This window comes from Brevundimonas sp. (assembly GCF_013912005.1).
Lineage (GTDB): Bacteria > Pseudomonadota > Alphaproteobacteria > Caulobacterales > Caulobacteraceae > Brevundimonas.
In genome coordinates this window covers 69,210-89,521 of sequence record NZ_JACESB010000001.1, presented here as the reverse complement: position 1 = coordinate 89,521, position 20,312 = coordinate 69,210, and the positions used below count along the sequence as shown (strand labels likewise).

General features: G+C 72.2%; 16 protein-coding genes and 1 tRNA gene. 10 read left to right on the top strand and 7 right to left on the bottom strand.

What is annotated here, in order from left to right:
• Position 1: 1 nt before the first annotated feature.
• Genes H2038_RS00475 through glmU form a run of 4 tightly spaced genes read right to left on the bottom strand, consistent with a single transcriptional unit; the run spans position 2 to position 4,885 of the window.
• Positions 2-1,375: a class II 3-deoxy-7-phosphoheptulonate synthase gene (locus H2038_RS00475; RefSeq protein WP_292108490.1), complete on the bottom strand. Its 1,374-nt coding sequence runs from the start codon at positions 1,373-1,375 to the stop codon at positions 2-4.
• Positions 1,376-1,430: 55 nt separating this feature from the next.
• Complete coding sequence (gene gor / locus H2038_RS00470; RefSeq protein ID WP_292108489.1) at positions 1,431-2,816, bottom strand: glutathione-disulfide reductase; 1,386 nt, start codon at positions 2,814-2,816, stop codon at positions 1,431-1,433.
• 21 nt (positions 2,817-2,837) lie between these two features.
• A complete protein-coding gene (gene rpiA, locus H2038_RS00465) occupies positions 2,838-3,524 on the bottom strand; it encodes a ribose-5-phosphate isomerase RpiA (protein WP_292108488.1) in 687 nt (228 codons plus the stop codon).
• Positions 3,521-4,885 (bottom strand): bifunctional UDP-N-acetylglucosamine diphosphorylase/glucosamine-1-phosphate N-acetyltransferase GlmU, encoded by a 1,365-nt coding sequence (gene glmU / locus H2038_RS00460; protein ID WP_292108487.1) that lies wholly within the window; start codon positions 4,883-4,885, stop codon positions 3,521-3,523. Before glmU ends, rpiA begins: the two co-directional genes overlap by 4 nt.
• Before the next feature lie 59 nt (positions 4,886-4,944).
• On the opposite strand from glmU, the gene H2038_RS00455 reads away from it, so the two are divergent.
• The 3 genes from H2038_RS00455 (at position 4,945) to H2038_RS00445 (ending at position 7,137) form a co-directional block, all read left to right on the top strand.
• Positions 4,945-5,634 carry an HAD hydrolase-like protein gene (locus H2038_RS00455; RefSeq protein ID WP_292108486.1) on the top strand — a complete coding sequence of 230 codons (690 nt, stop codon included), beginning with the start codon at positions 4,945-4,947 and terminating at the stop codon, positions 5,632-5,634.
• Between the two features lie 74 nt (positions 5,635-5,708).
• Complete coding sequence (locus H2038_RS00450) at positions 5,709-6,998, top strand: dicarboxylate/amino acid:cation symporter (RefSeq protein ID WP_292108485.1); 1,290 nt, start codon at positions 5,709-5,711, stop codon at positions 6,996-6,998.
• Between the two features lie 64 nt (positions 6,999-7,062).
• Positions 7,063-7,137, top strand: a tRNA-Val gene (locus H2038_RS00445).
• 19 nt (positions 7,138-7,156) lie between these two features.
• Here H2038_RS00445 and H2038_RS00440 read toward each other — a convergent pair.
• Positions 7,157-9,139 carry a pre-peptidase C-terminal domain-containing protein gene (locus H2038_RS00440; protein WP_292108484.1) on the bottom strand — a complete coding sequence of 661 codons (1,983 nt, stop codon included), beginning with the start codon at positions 9,137-9,139 and terminating at the stop codon, positions 7,157-7,159.
• Positions 9,140-9,315: 176 nt separating this feature from the next.
• On the opposite strand from H2038_RS00440, the gene H2038_RS00435 reads away from it, so the two are divergent.
• Positions 9,316-11,337: a DEAD/DEAH box helicase gene (locus H2038_RS00435; protein WP_292108483.1), complete on the top strand. Its 2,022-nt coding sequence runs from the start codon at positions 9,316-9,318 to the stop codon at positions 11,335-11,337.
• On the opposite strand, the gene H2038_RS00430 is transcribed toward H2038_RS00435, so the two are convergent.
• Entirely contained in the window at positions 11,338-13,479 is a 2,142-nt protein-coding gene (locus H2038_RS00430; RefSeq protein WP_292108482.1) for a histidine kinase dimerization/phosphoacceptor domain -containing protein, read from the bottom strand.
• Positions 13,476-14,057: a biliverdin-producing heme oxygenase gene (locus H2038_RS00425; RefSeq protein ID WP_292108481.1), complete on the bottom strand. Its 582-nt coding sequence runs from the start codon at positions 14,055-14,057 to the stop codon at positions 13,476-13,478. Before H2038_RS00425 ends, H2038_RS00430 begins: the two co-directional genes overlap by 4 nt.
• Before the next feature lie 109 nt (positions 14,058-14,166).
• Between H2038_RS00425 and ugpC the strand changes: the two genes are divergently transcribed.
• The 6 genes from ugpC to H2038_RS00395 all read left to right on the top strand — a co-directional run bounded on the left by ugpC (position 14,167) and on the right by H2038_RS00395 (position 20,294).
• Positions 14,167-15,249, top strand: coding sequence for a sn-glycerol-3-phosphate ABC transporter ATP-binding protein UgpC (gene ugpC, locus H2038_RS00420; RefSeq protein ID WP_292108480.1), 1,083 nt, complete (start codon positions 14,167-14,169; stop codon positions 15,247-15,249).
• Positions 15,250-15,293: 44 nt separating this feature from the next.
• Positions 15,294-16,331 (top strand): alanine racemase, encoded by a 1,038-nt coding sequence (alr, locus tag H2038_RS00415; RefSeq protein ID WP_292108479.1) that lies wholly within the window; start codon positions 15,294-15,296, stop codon positions 16,329-16,331.
• A gap of 82 nt (positions 16,332-16,413) precedes the next feature.
• Positions 16,414-17,778: a DNA repair protein RadA gene (gene radA, locus H2038_RS00410; protein WP_292108478.1), complete on the top strand. Its 1,365-nt coding sequence runs from the start codon at positions 16,414-16,416 to the stop codon at positions 17,776-17,778.
• A gap of 27 nt (positions 17,779-17,805) precedes the next feature.
• Positions 17,806-18,402: a CvpA family protein gene (locus H2038_RS00405; protein ID WP_292108477.1), complete on the top strand. Its 597-nt coding sequence runs from the start codon at positions 17,806-17,808 to the stop codon at positions 18,400-18,402.
• Between the two features lie 26 nt (positions 18,403-18,428).
• The gene (gene purF, locus H2038_RS00400) at positions 18,429-19,943 is read left to right on the top strand and encodes an amidophosphoribosyltransferase (protein ID WP_292108476.1); all 1,515 of its coding nucleotides are present in this window, start codon (positions 18,429-18,431) and stop codon (positions 19,941-19,943) included.
• 6 nt (positions 19,944-19,949) lie between these two features.
• A complete protein-coding gene (locus H2038_RS00395; RefSeq protein ID WP_292108475.1) occupies positions 19,950-20,294 on the top strand; it encodes a VOC family protein in 345 nt (114 codons plus the stop codon).
• The last annotated feature ends 18 nt before the right edge of the window (positions 20,295-20,312 follow it).

Sequence of the window (20,312 nt, the reverse complement as noted above, 5' to 3'; positions counted from 1 at the left end):
CTCAGGCCGCCTCGGACCGCGCCGCCCGCCCCGCCTTCAGGCGCTCGGCGACGAGGAAGGCCAGCTCCAGCGCCTGGTCGGCGTTCAGGCGCGGATCGCAGTGGGTATGGTAGCGGCTGCTCAGATCATCCTCGGTCAGCATCTGCGCTCCGCCGAGGCACTCGGTGACGTTCTGGCCGGTCATCTCCAGATGCACGCCGCCGGGGTGCACGCCCTCGGCCTCGGCCACCTCGATGAAGGTCCGCACCTCGGTCAGGATCCGCTCGAACGGCCGGGTCTTGTAGCCGTTGCCGGCCTTCAGCGTGTTGCCGTGCATCGGGTCGATCGACCACACCACGCGCCGGCCCGCCGCCTTCACCGCCTGCATCAGGCGCGGCAGGCGGTCGCCGACCTTGTCGGCCCCGAAGCGGCCGATCAGGGTCAGCCGCCCGGGCGTGTTGTCCGGGTTGAGCACGTCGATCAGCGGCAGAAGATCCTCGGGCTCCATGGTCGGCCCGCACTTGAGCCCGACCGGATTGCGGATGCCGCGGGCGAACTCGACGTGGGCGCCGTCCAGCTGACGGGTGCGCTCGCCGATCCAGACCATGTGGGCGGAGGTGTCGAACCACTCGCCGGTCGCCCCGTCCAGCCGCGTCAGCGCGCTCTCCAGGTTCAGCAGCAGCGCCTCGTGGCTGGTGAACACCTCGACCCGGCTGAGGTCGGGATGGGTCTCCGGCGTGACCCCCACCGCCTGCATGAAGTCCAGCGCCTCGCCGATCTTGTCGGCCAGTTCGCGATAGCGCGATCCGTAGGCGTTCTCCGCCGCGAAGCCGAGCGTCCAGCGGTGGATGTTGTGCAGGTCGGCGTAACCCCCGCCGGCGAAGGCGCGCAGCAGGTTCAGCGTCGCCGCCGACTGGTGATAGGCGCGCAGCAGGCGCTGCGGATCGGGCACGCGTTCGGCGGCGGTGAAGCCCATGCCGTTGATGATGTCGCCGCGGTAGCTGGGCAGGGTCTCGTCGCCGATCGTCTCCAGCGAGGATGACCGCGGCTTGGCGAACTGGCCGGCGATGCGGCCCACCTTCACCACCGGCTTGCGGCCGGCGAAGGTCAGGACCACCGCCATCTGCAGGATCAGGCGGAAGGTGTCGCGGATGTTGTCGGTCGAGAACTCCTTGAAGCTCTCGGCGCAGTCGCCGCCCTGCAGCAGGAAGGCCTCGCCCGCCTCGACCTGGGCGAGCTTGGCCGTCAGGCGGCGCGCCTCGCCGGCGAAGACCAGCGGCGGCATGGCGCGCAGCTCGTCCTCGACGCGCTCCAGCGCCTGCGCGTCAGGATAGTCCGTCGGCATCTGCACGACGGGCTTCGATCTCCAGCTGTCGGGGGTCCAGCGCGTACTCATCGCCGCAAGATAGGCGGTCGGCCGTTCCGCGACAATGAACGCGATGCCGCGTCGGTCAGCCGGCGGACATGCTCGACGGCTGCTGCTTGTCGCGCAGCGTCACCAGCTCCTCGGCCATGGTCGGATGCACCGCGCAGGTGGCGTCCCACTGGGCCTTGGTCAGCCCCGCCTTCACCGCGATCGCCGCCAGCTGGATCATCTCCGGCGCCTCCGGCCCGACGAGGTGGACGCCCACCACCTTCTGGGAGGTGGCGTCGACGACCAGCTTCATCAGCACCCGCTCGTCCGAGCCGGTGAAGGCGTACTTCATCGGCCGGAAGCGGGTCAGGTAGACGTCGACCTCGCCCGGGCAGCTGTGCCGCGCCTCGCTCTCGGTCAGGCCCACGACGCCGACCGGCGGCTGGCTGAACACGCCGGTGGCCACGGCCTCGTAGTCGAAGGCCGTCGGGTTGTTGCGGTACACGGTCTCGTGGAAGGCCACGGCCTCGCGGATGGCGACGGGAGTCAGGTTCATCCGGTCGGTGACGTCGCCGATGGCCCAGATGTTGTCCGCCGTGGTCTTCGACCAGCGGTCGACCCGGATCGCGCCCTGCTCGTTCAGCTCGACCCCGGCGGCCTCGAGGCCGAGGCCCTTGACGTGGGGCACGCGCCCGGTGGCGAACATCACCACGTCGGTCTCCAGCGCCATGCCGTTGCCGAGGTGGTTGACGATGCCGGTCTCCGTCCGCTCCAGCGAGGTGTGCTGGCAGCCGAGAATGACCTTCACGCCGCGCTTCTCGATCTCGCCGGCGAGGTGGGCGCGGACGTCGTCGTCGAAACCGCGCAGGATGTTCGGGCCGCGGTAGATCAACGTGGTGTCGACGCCGAGGCCGGCGAAGATGCCGGCGAACTCGACGGCGATGTAGCCGCCGCCGGCGATCAGGATGCGCTTCGGCAGCTCCGGCAGGTGGAACGCCTCCTCGGAAGTGATCGCATGCTCGATGCCCGGCAGGTCCTCCGGCTTCCACGGCCGGCCGCCGGTGGCGATGAGGATCTTCTCTGCGGTGACCGTCTGGTCCTTGCCGACGATCTCGACCGTGTGGGCGTCCTTCAGCACCGCCCGCCCGTGGATCAGGTCGACCCCGGCCTTGCCGAGGTTGGCGGCGTAGATGCCGGACAGGCGCGCGATCTCGACGTCCTTGGCCTGCAGGAAGGTCGGCCAGTCGAAGCGGGCGTTGTCGAACGACCAGCCGTAGCCCTCGGCGATCTCCAGCGCATGGCTGACCTCCGAGGCCATGACCATGAACTTCTTCGGCACGCAGCCGCGGATCACGCAGGTGCCGCCGACGCGGTGCTCCTCCGCGATGGCCACCCGCTTGCCGCCCAGGGCGGTCAGGCGCGCGGCCCGCACCCCGCCGGAGCCGGCGCCGATGACGAAGAGGTCGTAGTCGTAGTCAGCCATGGGGCCTCCGATCCGCTGGGATCAGGGATGTATGACCTCGACGCCGGCCTCGCCACCGATGATCGCCTCGTCGGCGAGATCGAGGAAGAGGCCGTGCTCGACGACGCCGGTGATCAGCTTCAGGTCATCGGCCAGCCGCGCCGGATCGGCGATGGCCCCGCAGGCCGCGTCGTAGATCAGGTTGCCGCCGTCGGTGCGCACCAGCCCGCGCTCCGCCGTTCGCACCCGGGCCGGCATGGCGATGTCATGATCCGCCAGCACGTCGGCGATGCGGTTGGCCGTGGTCTTGTGGCCGAAGGCGACCACCTCGATCGGCAGGGCGAAGCGGCCGAGGGTCTTCACCACCTTGGCGGCGTCGGCGATGACGATGCAACGCGCCGAGGCCTCCCAGACCAGCTTCTCGCGCAGCAGGGCCGCGCCGCCGCCCTTGATCAGCGCCAGCCCCGGCCCGACCTCGTCCGCGCCGTCGACGGTCAGGTCGATGCGCGGCGTATCCTCCAGCGTGGACAGCGGCAGTCCCAGCTCGCGGGCCAGTTCGGCGGTGGCCTCCGACGTCGGCACGCATCTCAGGTTCGCCAGCTTGCGGGCCGCAAGCGCCTTCACGAACCAGGCGGCGGTGGAGCCGGTGCCGAGACCGACGATCATGCCGGGCTCGACCCGTTCGGCCGCCGCCTCGCCGGCGCGGCGCTTCTGCTCGTCGGCGCTCATCCGGCCTTCCCCTTCTGCGCGGCCTTCTTCGCCCGCATGGTCTCCATGAATCGCGCCGCCCATCCGGTCCTGGCGGTCTGCTGACCGCGCGCCAGCGCCAGGTCTCCGGCCTCGACGTCGCGGGTGATCACCGAGCCCGAGCCCACCATCGCCCCGGCGCCGATGCTCACCGGCGCCACCAGCGAGCTGTTGGAGCCGACGAAGGCCCCCTCGCCCACCGTCGTACGATGTTTGAAGAAGCCGTCGTAATTGCAGAAGATCGTCCCGGCGCCGATGTTCGCCTTCGCGCCCACCTCGCCGTCGCCGAGGTAGGCCAGGTGGTTGGCCTTGGCGCCCTTGCCCATGGCCACGTTCTTGACCTCGACGAAGTTGCCCACCTTGGCGCCTTCGCCCAGATCGGCCCCGGGCCGCAGCCGGGCGTAGGGCCCGACCTCGGCGCCGGACGCCACCGTGGCCCCCTCGATGTGGCTGAAGCTGCGGATGCGGGCGCCCGGGGCGATCCGCGCGCCCGGCCCGAACACGACATAGGGCTCGATCGTCGTCCCGGCCCCCACCTCGGTGTCCCACGCGAAGTGCACGGTCTCCGGCGCCGGCATGGTCACGCCCGCGGCGAGGAAGTCTTCCCGTCGCACCTTCTGGAACAGCGCCTCGGCCTGCGCCAGTTCGGCCTGGGAGTTGACCCCCATCACCGCATCCTCGCCCGCGAAGACGGCCCGGGTCGGTTCGCCGCGCCGCCGCGCCAGCTCGACCACGTCGGTCAGGTAGTACTCGCCCTTGGCGTTGTCGTTGCGCACCTCGGCCAGCAGTTCGAACAGCAGGCCGGCCGGCGCGGCCATGACCCCGGAGTTGCAGGCGGTGAGCGCCAGCACCTCCGGCGACGCCTCCTTCGCCTCGGTGATCGCCTCGAGCGCGTCGCCGTTCAGGATCAGCCGGCCGTAGGCGCCGGGGTCGCGGGCCTCGAAGCCGACCACGCGCACGCCCTCGCCGGCGCCGAACACCGGTTCGATGTCAGCGGCCCGGAGCAGCGGCACGTCGCCGTAGGTGATGACCACCTGCCCGTGAAAATCGGCCAGGGCGCTCTCGGCGGCCCGCACGGCGTGCCCGGTGCCCAGCGGCGGGTCCTGCACGGCGATGCAGTCCTCGCCCAGCCGCTTCGCGACGTGGGCGCGAACTTCCGGCGAGTGCGCGCCCACCACCACCACCACGCGCTCGCAGCCCAGCGCCTCGGCGGCGTCGATGGCGTGGTCCAGCATGGCCCGCCCCCCGACCGGGTGCAGCACCTTGGGCAGGGACGACTTCATCCGTGTGCCCTGCCCGGCGGCGAGAATGATGGCGGCCCTGGGCCCGGCGGTGCTGGTCATGAATCGGTCCGGCGGCTAGTCGTCCCGGCGGTCTAGCCCATCGAAGCGGCGGACGGGAGATGCGGATGGACGGGCGGGATCTCGACGGCTGGACGATCGCCTTCGATCTGGATGGCACCCTGGTCGATTCGGCGCCCGACCTGATCGGGACCCTGAACCATCTACTGGGCGAGCAAGGGCATCCGCCTGTGCCGCTGTCCTCCGCCCGGCATCTGGTCGGGCACGGCGCCCGGGCGCTGCTCCGCCACGGCTTCGCCGAGGCGGGGGCGGTCTGGGACGAGGCGGCCGACCCGGGCCTGTTCGAGCGCTTCATCGCCCACTATCTCGGCCGGATCGCCGACGACAGCCGCCCGTTCGAAGGGGTGGCGGAGACGCTGGAAGCGCTGGCCGGGCGCGGCGCGGTGCTGTGCGTGGCGACCAACAAACGCAGCGACCTGGCGGAGGCGCTGATCGACGCCCTGGACCTGGGCCGGCACTTCGCGGCGGTGGTCGGCGCCGACCGGGTGTCCGCGCGCAAGCCGGCCGCGGCGCATCTGATCGAGGCGGTGGCGATGGCGGGCGGCGACCCCAGCCGCGCGATCATGGTCGGCGACGCGTCCACCGACACCGGCGCGGCCCGGGACGCGGGCATGCCGTGCGTGGTCTGCGCCTTCGGCTACAACGATCTGCCGCGCGAGCGGCTGGGCGGCGACGTGTGGATCGAGCGCTTCCCGGAGCTGGAGGCGGCGTCGACCGCGCTCTGCCGGTAAAATAGCACCGGCGCGGTTGCGGATGCGGCGACCGCACCACATCTGGCGCGCTCCCTTCCTGCAAGGCGCCCTGCATGCTGCACCGCTTCTTCGCCGTGCCCCTGTGGCAACGCACCTTCGCCGGCTTCGCGCTGGGCGTCGTCGCCGGACTGATCCTGCGGGAGCAGGCGACCGTGTGGCTCCAGCCGATCGGCGACGTCTATCTGAACCTCATCCGCATGGTGGTGCCGCCGCTGGTGCTGTTCACCATCGCCAGCTCGATCGCCCGCCTCGGCGAAGGCGTCGGAGCGGTCCGGCTGGGGGTCCGCACCCTGGTCTGGTTCGCCGTCACCTCGCTGCTGGCGGTGCTGGTCGGGTTCGCCTTCGGCCAGTTGATCGACCCCGGAGCCGGACTGCAGAACCTGCCGCTCGGCGAGGTCCGCGCGCGCGAGATTCCGACGCCGCTCGAGGTGCTCATCGGGATCGTGCCGACCAACCCGTTCGCGGCGCTGGCCGAGGGCAAGGTGCTGCAGATCCTGTTCTTCTCGGCCCTGGTCGGCGCCGCCTTGGCGGCGCTCGGCGACCGGGCCCAGACGGCGCGGCGATTCGTCGACGAGGGGGCGTCCGTCGTCTTCCGGATCACGCGGTGGGTGATCCAGCTGACGCCGATCGGGGTCTTCGGCCTGATCGGCTCGGTGGTCGGCGGCTATGGCTGGGAGGCGCTGCTTCCGCTCGGCAAGTTCATTCTCGCCATCTACGCCGCCTGCCTGTTCCACATCCTCGTGGTCTACTCGGGCCTGCTGAAGCTGCACGGACTGAAGGTCCGGTCCTTCTTCCGGGGGGCCTTCGCGGCCCAGCAGACGGCCTTCGCCACCTCGTCCTCCTTGGGGACCCTGCCCGTCACCCTGCGCCAGACGGTCGAGCGGCTGGGCGTGCCCCAGGCCTACGCCGCCTTCGCCGTGCCGCTGGGCGCCAATGTGAAGATGGACGGCTGCGGGGCCATCTACCCGTCCATCGCCTCGATCTTCATCGCCCAGTATTTCGGCATCGACCTCACCTTCACCCAGTATGTGCTCATCGGCCTGACGGCGGTGCTGGGCTCGCTCGGCACGGCCGGCGTGCCCGGCACGTCGATCGTCATGCTGACGCTCACGCTGTCGACGGCCGGGCTGCCGCTCGAGGGCGTGGGCTACATCATCGCCATCGACCGGATCATCGACATGATGCGAACCGCGACCAACGTCACCGGGCAGATGCTCGTCCCGGTGCTCGTCGCCCGGGAAGAGAGGATCCTGGACGAGGATATCTACGACGGCCGCGTCGCCTGGCTTCCCGGCGATCCCGACGTCGAGACGCCCGAGGCCGTGCGGGCCTCCGGCATCTGAGGCTTGCGCGCCCGCGGAGGTCGGGCTATGTCCGCGCCTCCCCGCCAGCGGGGCCCGTCAGGATGGATGCGTAGCTCAGCGGGAGAGCACCTCGTTCACACCGAGGGGGTCACAGGTTCAATCCCTGTCGCATCCACCATTCGCCTTTCCTCCCGCCGTCACAGCCCCGCCGCCGACCCGGTCGCCGGCAGCCGCACGATGACGTCGTCCACCTGCACTCCGCCGCGATCGATCACCAGGTTCTGGTAGTTGCGCTGGCCGTCGCCGGTCTCGGCCTGGACGTCCTCCACCTCCACCCGGAACTGCCGGCGCAGGTAGGTCGCGAGCTCGCCGGCCGTGACCAGCCGGTCGCCGTCGCCGTCCGCCTCGCCCGTCATCCCCGCGCGGACGAAGTGCGAGAGGTAGCCGCCCGCCTGGAACTTGTCGGCCACAGCGCTGGTCAGGTCCTCCTCGGAGCTGAACACCCCCATCACGCCGGGACGGTCCACGACATTGCGGGCGAAGCCGCCCGAGAAGCAGGCGTCGACGACGAGGAGGCTGAGTCGCGTCCCCACCCCGTCGAACAGCTCCGCCAGCTCGACGTCGGTCAGCTCGCCGTCGACCAGCGACAGGGTCTCGCTCTTGCCGTCCGGTTCGAGACCGCTGACCTCCGCCGGCTGCTGGTCCCCGTGTCCCGAGAAGAAGAACAGGAACATGTCGTCCGGCCCGGCCTCGGCGGCCACCCGCCGGAACGCGGCGCGCACCCCGGCCACGGTGGCCTCGGCGTTGGTCAACACCAGACTGGCGTCGTTGAGCGCGCCGCCCCGCCGCAGGTCTTCGGCCAGCTTGCGCGCGTCCTCGTCGGTGAACGGCAGGTCGTTGACCTCGCCCTCATAGTCGGAGACGCCGACCATGACGGCGAACACCCGCGCCCCGCCGGGAACCGCCGCCTGGCGCGGCGGCTCGCGCCCGCTCTCGACGCTGAAGCGGTACGAGCCGGTCTCGCCCGGCCGGAAGGAGGTGACCCGCACCTCGTATTCGCCGTCCTCCGGCAGCACCATCTGCTGGCGGCTGTCGGTGCCGTCCTCGCCGTCGTCGTTGTCGAACTGCTCCCCGGAAGGCGTGCGCAGGATCGTATAGGCGTCGAAGGCCGAGGAGGTCAGTTCGACCGCCACCCGCTCGCCGCGCCGACCGGCGAAACGGTAGGTGTCGACATATTCGCCGCTGTCCAGCGTCTCGTCGCCGGCCGCCAGCACGCCCTCCACCCGCTCCCCGACCGTCATCAGGCGCCCGCCGGAGCGCTCGTCCGCCGGGCCGGGCAGGGGCTGCGACCCGCGACGGTCCTCGAGGACCGCCAGCCGGTAGGCGCCGCTCTCGCCCGGCTCGTAGCTGGTGGCGGCGATGGTGTAGTCCCCGTCGGCGGGCAGGGTCACCCGCAGGCGGCTGTCGCGCGAGCCGCCCGCCTCCGGGTCGTCGTCGTTGAATTCCGAAAACCCGTCCGGCCCGGTGATGGCGACATAGGGGTCGAAGGCGGTCGAGGTCAGGCGGATGTCGAGCTGGTCGCCGCGCCGCCCCGCCAGCGTCCAGCTGTCGACGTACTCGCCGCTGTCCAGCTGCGCGTCGCCGCCGGCCAGCTCGCCCGCGCGGGTCTGGCCGGGGGAGACGGCGCCCGAGGCGCGCTCCGGGGCCCGCGTCGCGCCGCCGGCCGCCGCCAGGGTGAGCCGGTACGACCCCGTCTCGCCGGGCTGGTAGCTGGTCGCCCCGACCTCGACCTCCCCGTCCGCCGGCGCGGTGAAGCGGATGCGGCTGTCGCGCGAGCCCCGCGCCGCCGGGTCGTCGTCGTTGTCTTCCTCAAGGCCGCCAGGCCCGCGGACGAGGAGATAGGCGTCGAAATCCGACGAGCCCAGCGTCACCTCCCAAGTCTGGCCGCGGCGGACCGGGAAGGTCCAGCGGTCGTTGTACTCGCCCGAGCTCAGCGTCTCGTCCCCGCGGCGCAGCTGGCCGGAGACAGTCACGCCGGGCCGGAGCTGGCGTGCGCCGTCCGCCGGCGCGGCCCGACTCCCGGCGACCGGCGTGTCGGACGCCGTGCGCGCCGCCTGGCCGAACGCCGGCCCGGCGAGCAGCCCCAGGGCTGTGGTGGCGACGAGAAACGATCTGGACATGCGACCCCCGTGTTTGCGGCGCAGCTTAGCCGAGTCCCCTCCCCTGTCACCGACCCGGCGACGCACGTCAGGAACGGGAAGGCCGCGCTTCCGCCTTGTTCCGGGCGCACATGCCCCGCCCTTCGCCCGCCGCGACCGGCTGGCGCGCGCCGCGTTGGCGCCCTACGGACCTCTCCATGCCCTTCCCCGCCAGCCATCCCGCGCTCGAGCGCGCCCTTTCCGAACGCGGCTACGCCGAGCCCACCCCCGTCCAGGCGGCGGTTCTGGAGGCGGAGCCGGGCCGCGACCTGCTGGTCAGCGCCCAGACCGGATCCGGCAAGACCGTCGCCTTCGGCCTGGCCCTGGCCCCGACCCTGCTGGGCGACGCCGAGCGCTTCGAGGACAACGCCAGCCCCCTGGCCCTGGTGATCGCCCCGACCCGCGAACTGGCGCTGCAGGTGTCGAAGGAGCTGGAATGGCTCTACGCCCGCACCGGGGCCCGCATCGCCACCTGCGTCGGCGGCATGGACCCGCGAGCCGAACGCCGCGTCCTCGAGCGCGGGGCCGCCATCGTGGTCGGCACCCCCGGCCGTCTGCGCGACCATCTCGAGCGCTCGGGTCTCGACCTGTCGCAACTGAAGGCCGTCGTCCTCGATGAGGCCGACGAGATGCTGGACATGGGCTTCTCCGAAGACCTGACCTTCATTCTCGACCAGGCGCCGGCCGAACGGCGGACCCTGCTGTTCTCCGCCACCATCGCGCGGGAGATCGCCCAGCTCGCCCGCACCTACCAGCGCGACGCCCTGCGCATCGACACCACCGACCGGAACGCCGCCCACGGCGACATCGAATACCGCGCCATCCGCATCGCGCCGAACGAGATCGAGCACGGCGTGGTCAACGTGCTGCGCTATTTCGAGAGCCCCGGCGCCCTGGTGTTCGCCAACACGCGCGAGCGGGTGAAGCACCTCACCGCCTCCCTGCGCGAGCGCGGCTTCGCCGTGGTGGGCCTTTCCGGCGAACTGACCCAGTCGCTGCGGTCCGAAGCCCTGCAGGCGCTGCGCGACGGGCATGCGCGCGTCTGCGTGGCCACCGACGTGGCGGCGCGCGGCCTCGACCTGCCCGATCTCGGCCTGGTCATTCACGCCGAGATCCCGGTCAACAAGGCGACCCTTCTGCACCGCTCCGGCCGCACCGGCCGCGCCGGCCGCAAGGGCGTCTCCGTCCTGATGGTCAGCTACACCCGCCGCCGCAAGGTGGAGCTGATGCTGCAGTCCGCCTCGATCAAGGCGGAATGGTCGGGCCCGCCCAGCGCGGACGAGATTCGGGCGAAGGACCAGGAGCGGATGCTCACCGACCCGGTGCTGATGGCTCCGGCGGACGACGAGGCGCGCGAACTCGGCCGCCAGCTGCTGGAGCGGACCTCGCCCGAGCACGTGGCGGCCGCCCTGATCCGCCTGTACCGGGAGAAGCTGCCGCCGCCGGAGGACGTCTACGACGACGAGCGCATGGCGCGCGCCCAGGCCACCGGCCGGAACGAGCGCGGGCAGAAGGACGGCCCGCTGACCGACTTCGCGCGCGGCGGCGAGATGAGCTGGTTCCGGGTCAACATCGGGCGCGAGAAGAACGCCGACCCGAAGTGGCTTCTGCCGCTGATCTGCCGCCTCGGCAATGTGACCAAGCGCGACGTCGGCTCGATCAAGATCTTCGACCGCGAGACCAAGTTCGAGATCACCCGCGAGGCGGAGCCCCGCTTCCGGGCCGCCATGGCCCAGGCGAACGACGAGGGCGTCGCCATCCAGGAGGCCGTCGCCCCCGCGCCCGGCGAGAGGAGCCTGCGCAAGTGGGACAAGCCCGCGGCGGACGGCGAGGCGCGGCCCGAACGTCCGTTCCGGAAATCGCGCCCCGCGGACGAGAGCCCGGCCCGGCCGCGCAAGGCGCCGGAACACCGCGCCGCCGGGCCGCGAGCCGACGCGCCGGCGGCCCCGGGACGCGCCGGCGAGGGGGCGGCCCCCGACGGCGGCAAATGGGTCAAACGCACCCGGGAAGGCCCCACCCCTCCCGGCAAGAAGCCCTGGGTCGAAAAGCCCAAGGGTCCGCGGAAGCCGTGGGCGCCGCGCGCCGGCGGCGGCGCCGAGGCCGGCGACCGGCCGTGGGCGGGCAAGCCCCGGGCGAAGCCGGGCGCTAAGGCGCCGAAGGGCCGCGGCCCGCGCAGCTGATCAGGCGGCGGCGATCGGCGCCCTGAGCACGGCCCGGAGCCCGGGCCGGGCGTCGCGATAGTCGAGCTTGCCGCCCAGCTGCCCGACCAGGCTGCCGATCATCATCGAGCCGAAGCCCTCGCCGACCTTGTGGCCGCCCTTGCCGGCGTCCTCGACGCTCAACCGGAAGCCGGCGCCGTCCTCGGCCAGGCCGACGCGGATCGGGCCCGGGGCGCCGTCGTAGGCGTATTTCTGGGCGTTGATGATCAGTTCGGTGAGCACCAGCCCGATGGTGACGGCCCGCCCCGCCTCGACTGACACCGGGCTCAGGTCCGCCTCCAGCTCGGCGCTCCAGTCGGTCCCCATGGAAGAGCCGAGGTCCGCGATCAGCTCGGCCGCATAGCGGGCCAGGTCGACCGACGACCCGTTCTCCGCCCGGTACAGGCGGCTGTGCACCATCGACACCGCGCGCACGCGGCGCCGGGCCTCGAGCAGCTGCGCCTGCGCCTCGGCCCCGGCCCGCCGCGCCTGGAGGCCGAGGAAGGAGGACACCAGCGTCAGGCTGTTCTGGACCCGGTGGTTCACCTCCCGGATCAGGAATTCCTGCTGCTCCAGCCTGAGGTCGCGCTCGCTGAGGGAGGCCTGCAGCGAGCGGTTCAGGTCGCGCAGCTGGCTGACGGCGACGAAGTCCATCAGGGCGTCGCGCAGCCGGGCCGCCGACTCGGTCTGCGACGGAGCCCAGCGTCGGGAGCGCCCGCGGACGGTCTCCGACCAGGCCTCGAACGAGGCGCGCGGCGTCAGCTGGCCGGACGGGCCGCTCTTCACCGCGGTGGCGGGATTGCCGGCCCAGCGGACGGTCTCGACGATTTCCGCCCGGAACCACAGGAGGCTGAGGGGGCGCTCGCCCTGCAGGTGAACGCCCAGCAGCCCGCTGGCCTCGGTGCGCCACGCTGCGGCTTCGGCGACCGCCGCCGAGAGGGCGTGCGTCGCCACCGGGCGGAGGCCCGGCTGTCCCGCCACCCACTCCGCGAGCCGGCGAACCCCCGCCTCCGGCGGCGTCACCCCGAAGCGGTACATCCCCTCCCGCCCGACGATCGCCAGCCCGTCGGCGTCGACCAGCTCGACCAGGTCGCGGCTGCGCTCCGCCAGCGCCTCGTTGAGCGGCCGGTCCGCGGACAGCCGGCCGACCAGCTCGTCCTCCAGCTGGCGAAGGCGGATGCGATCGCGATAGAGCTCGGCGTCGCCCTTGGCCTTCAGTTGCCGCGCCAGCACCCGGGCGAGGTTCACGGCCGCCATCCGCAGCTCGAACGGCAGGAGCTGCGGGCGGGGGCTGTGACAGGCGACCAGGCCCCAGAGCTCGTCGTCGACGATGATCGAGACGGACGCCGAGGCCCGCACGTCCATGTTGCGGAGGTACTGCAGGTGGGCCGGAGAGACGCTGCGCAGCGCGCAGTCGCTCATGTCGAGCGGGGTCGTCGCCGCCGGCCGCAGCGGCTGCGGCTCGTAGCGGCTGTCGGGAATCACCCGCACCGGATTGCGCAGGTACAGGGCGCGCGCCTGGCGCGGGATGTCCGAGGCGGGGAAGTGGTGGTTCTGGAAGGACTCCACCTCGAAGGAGCGGGACTCGGCCACGACCTGCCCCGCGTCGTCGTCGAGGAAGCGGTAGATCATGATCCGGTCGAAGCCGGTCAGTTCGCGGAAGGCGTCCGCGGCGCGCTCCAGCACCGCCCGCGGCGTCGGCGCCCGCTCGAGCGCCGCGCTCGCCGCGTCGAGGCGGCTGATCAGCTCGACCCCCAGCTGCGCCGCCTGCGAGCTCTGCTCGATCTCGACGATCAGCCCCGCATCCGCGACCCGGACCACCACGTCGTAGTCCAGCCCGTTGGCGCCGCGCCAGCGGCCGGCGAAGCCCTCCTCGCCCGGCTGCGCGACCTCCGTCAGGCGGTCGCCGATACGGTCGCCGAGCAGGGCGTCCGCCGTCTGCCCGAGCCAGCTGTCGCGGCCGGTGACGGCGCCGAACCGGCCCGCCTGCCGCTCGATCACCCGGTCGCGCGGATCGATCAGCAGCAGCAGCCCGTGCGGCTGGATGGCCTCAGGGATGTGGATCGGCTCGCGCGCGCAGTCGCTGAGATCGAGGCGCGGATCCGCGCCGACGGAAGGAATCATGCAACGCACTCGGTCGGGCGGGTGGGAACCAGCAACGCACAGGCCAGATCGAACGCGTCGCACCCGCCCTTGAGGACGTCATCCTGCGCTGCTTGCCCCGAAGCGCAGGCGTCCTCCATTGCGCGCAGGAACGCGCGCCAGCGTATTCCGGTTGCATCGCCCCAGGGATCGAGGAAGCCGAGCCCCTGGAGCCCGATCCCGTCCGCGATCATCGATCGCCGCATGATGCGGCCGCCGAGCATCGAGCCCTCGGTCACATAGACCCAGCCGATCGCCTCGCCGAACGGGCCGCCCCTGACGGCCGGCGCTTCGGGCCGCGCCGTCTCGTCGAGTTCCGCCAGCCCGGCGACGATGAGCGGCGAGCGCGGTTCGGGGCGGTAGCCGAGGGTCCGCAGGGCGCCGTCCCACGGGGCGGTCCGCGCCTCGGCGCTCCGGTGAAGGTCGAGGAAGCGGCGCATCACGGCCGCTCGCGCAGCCGGGTCCCGAAGGCGTTCCTCGACACGGGATGCGGCCTCGATCCGGTGGTGGCGGGCGGCGGTGGACTGCCGCAGGGCTTCGAGGACGGGGGACGAGGACACTGCCCGAACCTAGGCAGCCGGGTCGGCGATGTCACCTCCGGAGCGGCCCATTGATCTGCAGGTGTAACCGTTTACGCTGACCGCAACAGAAGAACGACGGGCAGGAAACATGGCGAACGTCCGGTTGACCGGCGTGACCAAGCGCTTCGGTTCGACCGAGGTGCTGAAGGGCATCGATCTCGAGATTCCGGACGGCGAGTTCGTCGTCTTCGTCGGACCGTCCGGCTGCGGCAAATCCACCCTGCTGCGCACCATCGCCGGCCTGGAGGAGGCGTCGGGCGGCCGGATCGCCATCGGCGGACGCGAGGTCGACGATCTCTCGCCCTCGCAGCGCGGCGTGGCCATGGTGTTCCAGTCCTACGCCCTCTACCCGCACATGACGGTCTACGAGAACATGGCTTTCGGCCTGAAGCTCGCGAAAGCGGACCGGGACGAGATCGATCGCCGGGTGCGCGGCGCGGCGGCGACGCTGAACATCTCCGACTACCTCGACCGGAAGCCGAAGGCCCTGTCCGGCGGCCAGCGTCAGCGGGTGGCGATCGGCCGGGCGATCGTGCGCGAGCCCGAGGTCTTCCTGTTCGACGAGCCCCTGTCGAACCTGGACGCCGCCCTGCGGGTCCGCATGCGCTACGAGTTCGCGGCCCTGCACGAGCGCCTCGGCGCCACCATGATCTACGTCACCCACGACCAGGTCGAGGCCATGACCCTCGCCGACCGGATCGTGGTCCTGAACGACGGACGGATCGAGCAGGTCGGCCGCCCGATGGATCTCTACGAGCGGCCGCGCAACCTGTTCGTCGCCGGCTTCATCGGCAGCCCGAAGATGAACCTCGTCCCGGCTGTGCTGGTCGAGGCCGGCGCCGGCCAGGCGATCGTGCGTACGGCGGGGGGCGACGAGATCGCCGCCGCGGTCGACGCCTCGGGAATCGCTTCGGGCGAGGCCGTGACCCTCGGCGTCCGCCCCGAGCACATCGCCCTCGCCGCGGGAGACGACGGCCTCGAGGCCCGGGTCACCTTCGCCGAGACCCTCGGCCACGCCACCTGGGCCTGGGTCGACTATGCCGGCGCCTCGCTGACGGTGCAGCTGCCGGGCGACCTGCGGCCCCGCGCCGGCGACACGCTGCGGCTCTCGCTTCCGGCCCGCGAGGCGCATCTGTTCGACGAGGCCGGGCAGGCCTGCCCCCGCCGCTGAACCGCGTTGTTGCATCGCACAAGGCGGCGGTCGTAGATGTCCGGATGCCCTCCCCGGCCGAACTGATCGTCGACCTCTCCGCCCTCGCGGCGAACTTCCGCACGCTCGGGCGGATCGGCGGCGCGCCGGTCCATCCGGTGGTCAAGGCCGACAGCTACGGCCTCGGCGCCGTGGCCTGCGCCCGCCGGCTGCTGGCGGAGGGGGCCCGCGCCTTCTTCGTCGCCCGCACGCGCGAAGGCGAGGCCCTGCGCGCGGCGCTCGGGCCGGAGCCGGTCATCCATGTCCTCGACGGATGCGTCGCCGGACGCGCCGGCCGGCTGCGGGCCGCCGCGCTCCGCCCCGTGCTCAATACCCCGGCCCAGCTGGCCGAGTGGCGGGCGGCGGGGGGCGGCCCCTGCGGTCTGCAGATCGACACCGGCATGAACCGGCTGGGCTTCCGTCCGGAGGCGGCGCCCGAGCCCTTCGACGGGCTGGAGCTGGTGCTCAGCCACCTCGCCTGCGCCGACGACCCGGCCGAACCGATGAACCGTCGCCAGAGGGACGCCTTCGCCGCGGCCGCGGCCCGTTACCCCGGGGCGACCCGCTCCTTCGCCAACTCCGGCGGCGTCTTCCTCGGGCCGGATTACGCCTTCGACGCCCTGCGCCCCGGGATCTGCCTCTACGGCGGCGGCCCGGAAGGACGGCCGGACCCGCGCATCCGGGCGGTGGCGACGTTCGCCGCCGAGGTGCTGCAGGTCAGCGACGTGCCGGCGGGAGAGACCGTCGGCTATTCCCGCAAGTTCACCGCCGCAGGGCCGACCCGGATCGCCACCTGCGCCGCCGGCTACGCGGACGGGGTGCTGCGCAGCTCCAGTCCGGACGGGCGGGTCGCCGTGGCCGGCGAACTGCGGCCGATCGTCGGGCGGGTCTCGATGGACGTCTGTGCGGTCGACGTCAGCGGGCTGGAGGTCGCCGTCGGCGACCGGGTCGAGCTGTTCGGCCCCCGGCGGCTGATCGACGACGCCGCGGCGGCGGCGGGGACCATCGCCTACGAACTGCTGACCGCCGTCGGCGCCCGGGTTCCGCGGCGCTACCAGGACTGACGGTCACGGGCTACGTCAGTTCCGGTCGTACGCCCCGCCTGCCCCCCTGCCCCGGCCCCGCCAACTGCTGTAAGCCGTCGCCATGGCTCGGGATGGCGCGATCTATGTCTGTCAGTCTTGCGGCGCGGTCCACGGCAAGTGGTCCGGCCAGTGCGGCGCCTGCGGGCAGTGGAACTGCATCGTCGAGGAAAGCCGCTCGGCCCCGCCGGGGGCGCTGAAGCCGGCGGCGACCAGCCGCGCGCGCGGCGTGCAGTTCGAGACCCTGCAGTCGGACACGCCGGAGCCGCCGCGGATCATCACCGGCGTCGGGGAGTTCGACCGCGTGTGCGGCGGCGGGGTGGTGCCCGGCTCGGCGATCCTGCTGGGCGGCGACCCCGGCGTCGGCAAGTCCACCCTCCTGCTGGAGGTGACGGCGAAGGCGGCGATGCGGGGCGCCTCCGTGGCCTACATCTCCGGGGAGGAGGCGGTCGAGCAGATCCGCGCGCGGGCGAAGCGCATGGGTCTGGCGTCGGCGCCCGTCAGCCTGGCGTCGGCCACGGCCCTGCGTGACATCGTCGGCACGCTGAAGCGCGAGAAGTTCGACATCGTCATCATCGACTCGATCCAGACCCTGTGGAGCGACGCCCACGAGGCGGGGCCGGGCTCGGTCACCCAGGTGCGGGCCTGCGCCGGCGAGCTGGTGCGGCTGGCCAAGGCCCAGGGCGTCGCCGTGGTGCTGGTCGGACACGTGACCAAGGACGGCCAGATCGCCGGCCCGCGCGTGGTCGAGCACATGGTCGACGCGGTGCTGAGCTTCGAGGGCGAGCGCGGCTATCCGTTCCGCATCCTGCGCGCCGGCAAGAACCGCTTCGGGGCGACCGACGAGATCGGCGTATTCGAGATGGGCGACGCCGGCCTGCGCGAGGTGGCCAACCCGTCCGCCCTGTTCCTCGGCGACAGCAAGGAGCGGGCGCCGGGCTCCGCCGTGTTCGCCGGCATCGAGGGGTCGCGGCCGGTGCTGGTCGAGGTGCAGGCGCTGGTGTCGAAATCGGCCTATGGCACGCCGCGCCGGGCGGTCGTCGGTTGGGACACGGGCCGGCTGGCTATGGTCCTGGCCGTGCTGGAGGCGCGCTGCGGCTTCGGCTTCGGGGACCAGGACGTCTATCTGAACGTGGCCGGCGGCCTGCGCATCAACGAGCCCGCGGCCGACCTGGCGGCGGCGGCGGCCCTGGTCAGCTCGGCCACCGACATGCCGCTGCCGCAGGGCTGCGTGGTGTTCGGCGAGATCAGCCTGTCGGGCGAGGTGCGCGCCGTGGGCCGGGCCGAGGCCCGGCTGCGCGAGGCGGCCAAGCTGGGCTTCGACCAAGCCCTGTCGCCGCCGCTGACGGTCAAGGACAAGGGCGTGCGCCACACCGGCGTCTCGCGCCTCGGCGAGGCGGTCGAACGAATCTCGCAAAGCCGCTACTAGGAAGGCCGCAACCGCAGCCGAGCCCGCATGACCGGTTTCGACGTCATCGCCATCCTGGTCATCCTCGCCTCGGCCGGCGCCGGCTGGGTGCGCGGCGCCACGCGCGAGGTCATCACCCTGCTCAGCTTCGTGCTGGCGGCCTTCGTGGCCCTCGTCGCCCTGCCGGCGACGGCGCCGATCGGCCGCGGCCTGGTCGATCCGGACTGGGGCGGGACCATCCTCGCGGCGGTCGTCTCCTTCCTGCTGATCTACTTCGGCATCCGCATCCTGGGGTCGACGCTGTCGAAGCGGGCGCAGGCGCACCCGCAGCTCGGCGGCGTGGACCGCTTCTTCGGCCTCTTCGTGGGCGCCGCCCGGGCGCTGGTGCTGCTCGGGGCGATTCACCTGGTGGTGGTGGCGGCCATGCCCGGCGAGCGGACCCCGCGCTGGCTCACCGAGGCGGCCGTGCGGCCGCTGAGCGCGGGGGCGGCGCGACTGATCCAGATCGTGCTGCCGGGCATCGGCCGCGGGGCCGACGCCCTGACCCCGCTGGTCGCTTCATCCGTGAGCGAAGGGTTTTCGGGCGACGAAGCCTTGCCCCCGCCGCAAACTGGCAATACTTCGCGGGCGCCCGCCGCCCGCTGATTTTCCCTGCGTCATCGGAGTCTTCGATGAGCCGCCCCGAGCACCACATCGCCGAACCGGTCGTCCACCGGGAGCATTTCCGGGACGTCGACGACGATCGTCCACGCCTTGAGTGCGGCGTCTGCGGCGTCTGGGGCGCCGAGCCCGACGCCGGCTCCGCCATCGTGGCCCTCGGCCTGCACGCCCTGCAGCACCGCGGCCAGGAGGCGTGCGGCATCGCCAGCGTGCACGAGGCGCGCTTCTACACCGAGCGGCACATGGGCCTGGTCGGCGAGGCCTTCGGCGGCGCCGACCTGCCGGCCCGGATGCCCGGATCGGCCGCCGTCGGCCACACCCGCTACTCCACCGCCGGCGGCAGCTTCCTGCGCAACATCCAGCCGATGTTCGCCGACCTCGACCAGGGCGGCATCGCCATCGCCCACAACGGCAACCTGACGAACTTCAAGTACCTGCACAGCCAGCTGGTCTCGGAAGGGGCGATCTTCCAGTCGACGTCTGACTCGGAGGTCATCCTCCACCTGATCGCCCGCAGCCGGAAGGCGAAGATCGTCGACCGCTTCATCGACGCCATCGGCCGCATCGAGGGCGGCTACGCCCTGGTCTGCCAGACCCGCTCCAAGATGATCGGGGCCCGCGATCCCCTCGGCATCCGCCCCCTCGTGCTGGGCCGGCTGGGCGACGCCTGGGTGCTGGCCTCGGAGACCTGCGCGCTGGACACCATCGGCGCGGAGTTCGTGCGCGACGTGGAGAACGGCGAGGTCATCGTCATCGACCACGAAGGCCTGCGCTCGGAGAAGCCCTTTCCGCAGAAGGCCGCCCGACCCTGCCTGTTCGAGTACGTCTACTTCTCCCGCCCCGACAGCATCCTCGACGGCCGCTCGGTCTATGAGGTCCGCAAGCGGATGGGCCGGGCGCTGGCGCGCGAACACGCCGTCGAGGCCGATGTGGTGGTGCCGGTGCCCGACTCCGGCGTGCCGGCGGCGCTCGGCTACGCCCACGAGAGCGGCATTCCCTACGAGATGGGCATCATCCGCAGTCACTATCTGGGCCGCACCTTCATCCAGCCCAGCCAGGGCGCGCGTCAGAAGGGCGTGCGCATGAAGCACAGCCCCAACCGGGCGGTGCTCGCCGGCAAGCGGGTGGTGCTGATCGACGACTCGATCGTGCGCGGCACCACCTCGGTGAAGCTGGTGCGGGCGGTGCGCGCGGCGGGCGCGGCCGAGGTGCATCTGCGCTCGGCATCGCCGCCGATCCTGTGGCCCGACTTCTACGGCATCGACATGCCGGAGCGGGACCAGCTGATCGCCGCCAACAAGTCTCTGGAGGAGATGCGCGAATACCTCGAGGTCGATTCGCTCGGCTTCCTGTCGGTCGACGGCCTGTACCAGGCGCTGGAGGCCGGCCCCCGCGATCCGGTGAACCCGCAGTTCACCGACCACTACTTCACCGGCGAATACCCGACCCGTCTGCTGGACCGGGAGATCGAGGAAGGCGGGCGGCAGGAGGCGAACCGGCAACTTTCGCTGCTGGTGAGCGCTTAAGCGCTCATGGTCCAGCTCGGCTACTTCACCATCGACACCCCTGACATCGACAAGGCGCGCGCCTTCTACGGCGGCCTGTTCGGATGGCGCTTCGACGAGGCCCAGTCGGGTCCCGCCTACCTGCACGTGGCGGACAGCCAGCCGCCGTTCGGCTTCACCAAGGTCGAGCGCGCCCGCGAGTTCCGGCACCTGTACTTCCGCGTCGACGACGTCGAGGCCCTGTGCGAGCGGGTCAAGGAGCTGGGGGGCAAGGCCGCGGTCCCCTCGGAGAGCCAGTCGGGCCTGACCGCCGTCGTCTCCGACGACCAGGGCGTCAGCTTCAGCCTGTGGCAGCCCGCCGCGGGATTCTGAGCCGCCTCGCCTTCCGGC